General features: G+C 51.9%; 2 tRNA genes and 2 rRNA genes (1 of these 4 only partly in view). All 4 read right to left on the bottom strand.

Going from position 1 to position 3,327, the window contains the following annotated elements:
• Positions 1-546, bottom strand: a 23S ribosomal RNA gene (locus AC07OY_RS28910) (it extends 2,431 nt beyond the left edge of the window).
• Positions 547-865: 319 nt separating this feature from the next.
• Positions 866-941 (bottom strand) — tRNA-Ala (locus AC07OY_RS28915).
• Positions 942-950: 9 nt separating this feature from the next.
• Positions 951-1,027 (bottom strand) — tRNA-Ile (locus AC07OY_RS28920).
• Positions 1,028-1,220: 193 nt separating this feature from the next.
• A 16S ribosomal RNA gene (locus AC07OY_RS28925) occupies positions 1,221-2,744 on the bottom strand.
• The 16S and 23S rRNA genes sit together here with 2 tRNA genes alongside, the layout of an rRNA operon.
• Between the last annotated feature and the right edge of the window lie 583 nt (positions 2,745-3,327).

Consider the following 3,327-nt stretch of genomic DNA (forward strand, 5'->3'; position numbering starts at 1 on the left):
CCCTTGCGGGCTCCTACTTTTTGTATGCATGCGGTTTCAGGATCTATTTCACTCCCCTCCCGGGGTTCTTTTCGCCTTTCCCTCACGGTACTTGTTCACTATCGGTCGATTACGAGTATTTAGCCTTGGAGGATGGTCCCCCCATATTCAGACAGGATTTCACGTGTCCCGCCCTACTCTATTCGCGCCTAGTTCCACAATCTGCATTTCTCATACGGGGCTATCACCCGCTGTGGCCGGACTTTCCATTCCGTTCTGATATACAAACTGCTAAAACGCGAGGGCTACTCCGATTTCGCTCGCCACTACTTTCGGAATCTCGGTTGATGTCTTTTCCTCGAGCTACTGAGATGTTTCAGTTCACCCGGTTCGCCACAATGACCTATGTATTCAGTCAGAGTTACTCCTTGCGGAGTGGGTTTCCCCATTCGGAAATCTCCGGATCAAAGCTAATTTGCCAGCTCCCCGAAGCTTATCGCAGGCTATCACGTCCTTCGTCGCCTGTAATCGCCAAGGCATCCACCACATGCACTTAGTCACTTGACCCTATAACTTTGACAGCGCTGACTGCACTGTCGATCAAGGACGCGATCCAACCAGATTGCTCCAGTCCGACCGCTTTTTTGAGTATTCACGCGTTACGCCGTTCTTCATACCTAATCAATTTCTTGCTTAGTTGAAGTCTATGTTTGACGCAATCAAAATCATTGCTGACGGCACGGTGTATCAGGAGATACTTTCCGTCAGCAACGCTGATTCGACTCTACAAATTGTTAAAGAACAACAGCCGATCTTGCGATCAAGAGCTGGTAAACCTCAACGAACATTGCTATTCGCTAAGGTTTACCAACTGAATGAGTGAAACTGGTGGAGGATGACGGGATCGAACCGACGACCCCCTGCTTGCAAAGCAGGTGCTCTCCCAGCTGAGCTAATCCCCCGATATCTCGTGGTGGGTCTGGCTGGATTCGAACCAGCGACCCCCGCCTTATCAAGACGGTGCTCTAACCGACTGAGCTACAGACCCACGCGAAACTTGTTTGCGTTGCTCTGCATCATCGCCAGGCTTGTTGAGGCCAGCTCCACAGGCACGCGATTTCACTCACTGTTGTATGACAGCCGATAAGTGTGGGCGCTTGAAACTAAGTGCTTGAGCTTTCGCTCTATTAGCGATCTTGCTCTGCATGCTCCGAAGAACACACGAGGCGCGATCAATCTAGAAAGGAGGTGATCCAGCCGCACCTTCCGATACGGCTACCTTGTTACGACTTCACCCCAGTCACGAACCCTGCCGTGGTAATCGCCCTCCTTGCGGTTAGGCTAACTACTTCTGGCAGAACCCGCTCCCATGGTGTGACGGGCGGTGTGTACAAGACCCGGGAACGTATTCACCGCGGCAAGCTGATCCGCGATTACTAGCGATTCCGACTTCACGCAGTCGAGTTGCAGACTACGATCCGGACTACGACCGGGTTTCTGGGATTAGCTCCCCCTCGCGGGTTGGCAGCCCTCTGTCCCGGCCATTGTATGACGTGTGTAGCCCTACCCATAAGGGCCATGATGACCTGACGTCATCCCCACCTTCCTCCGGTTTGTCACCGGCAGTCTCATTAGAGTGCCCTTTCGTAGCAACTAATGACAAGGGTTGCGCTCGTTGCGGGACTTAACCCAACATCTCACGACACGAGCTGACGACGGCCATGCAGCACCTGTGTTCTGGCTCTCTTTCGAGCACTCCCAAATCTCTTCAGGATTCCAGACATGTCAAGGGTAGGTAAGGTTTTTCGCGTTGCATCGAATTAAACCACATCATCCACCGCTTGTGCGGGTCCCCGTCAATTCCTTTGAGTTTCAACCTTGCGGCCGTACTCCCCAGGCGGTCAACTTCACGCGTTAGCTACGTTACTGAGAAGAAACCCTCCCAACAACCAGTTGACATCGTTTAGGGCGTGGACTACCAGGGTATCTAATCCTGTTTGCTCCCCACGCTTTCGTGCATGAGCGTCAGTACAGGTCCAGGGGATTGCCTTCGCCATCGGTGTTCCTCCGCATATCTACGCATTTCACTGCTACACGCGGAATTCCATCCCCCTCTACCGTACTCTAGCTATGCAGTCACAAAGGCAGTTCCCAGGTTGAGCCCGGGGATTTCACCTCTGTCTTGCATAACCGCCTGCGCACGCTTTACGCCCAGTAATTCCGATTAACGCTTGCACCCTACGTATTACCGCGGCTGCTGGCACGTAGTTAGCCGGTGCTTATTCTTCAGGTACCGTCATGAGTCCCAGGTATTAACCAGAACCTTTTCTTCCCTGACAAAAGCGGTTTACAACCCGAAGGCCTTCTTCCCGCACGCGGCATGGCTGGATCAGGCTTGCGCCCATTGTCCAAAATTCCCCACTGCTGCCTCCCGTAGGAGTCTGGGCCGTGTCTCAGTCCCAGTGTGGCTGGTCGTCCTCTCAGACCAGCTACAGATCGTTGGCTTGGTGGGCTTTTACCCCACCAACTACCTAATCTGATATCGGCCGCTCCAATCGCGCGAGGTCTTGCGATCCCCCGCTTTCACCCTCAGGTCGTATGCGGTATTAGCTGTTCTTTCGAACAGTTATCCCCCACGACTGGGCACGTTCCGATATATTACTCACCCGTTCGCCACTCGTCAGCTTAACCTGTTACCGTTCGACTTGCATGTGTAAGGCATGCCGCCAGCGTTCAATCTGAGCCAGGATCAAACTCTACAGTTCGATCTTGAATTTACTCAACGGAATCGACTTAAACCATTTGCATGATTCAAATCTAATTTCCGTGAGCGTTTAAAGTCCGAAGGACCGTTGCAAGTCACCCTGCAACATCACTTCGCCTCAAACGCCCACGCTTATCGGCTGTTAATTCTTAAAGAACATCGCATTCAAACTTTCGCCGTTTAGCTCAGTTTGCTGCGTCGCTGACGTCGTTTAGTTGTCAGCAGCAAAGAAGCGAGATTCTAATCTGCTTTTTTGCTTGTCGTCAAGTATTTTTGAAAATTTCTTTTCGCAATACTCATCGACTTGCTTTCTTTGTCGCCGTCGTTTGATTCGTTTTCAAACCATTCGTCAGCAGCAAAGAGGCGAGATTTTGATCTGCTTTCGCAGCGCCGTCAAGTACTTTTGAAAAATTCTTTTTAGAACATTTCCCGAAGCACTCGGCGCCCCTCTCAGCCCGCCCAGGATCCAAATCAACTTGCGCCAACTCAGAACCCGCCTCCTCCAACCACTCCACCGCTAGCTGCCGTTCCCGACAAGCGCTGCGTTGTGATCAGCGAAGCCCACGACTGTAGCACAGGTTTTT

The sequence above is a fragment of the Roseateles sp. GW821-FHT09H10 genome (assembly GCF_059415865.1).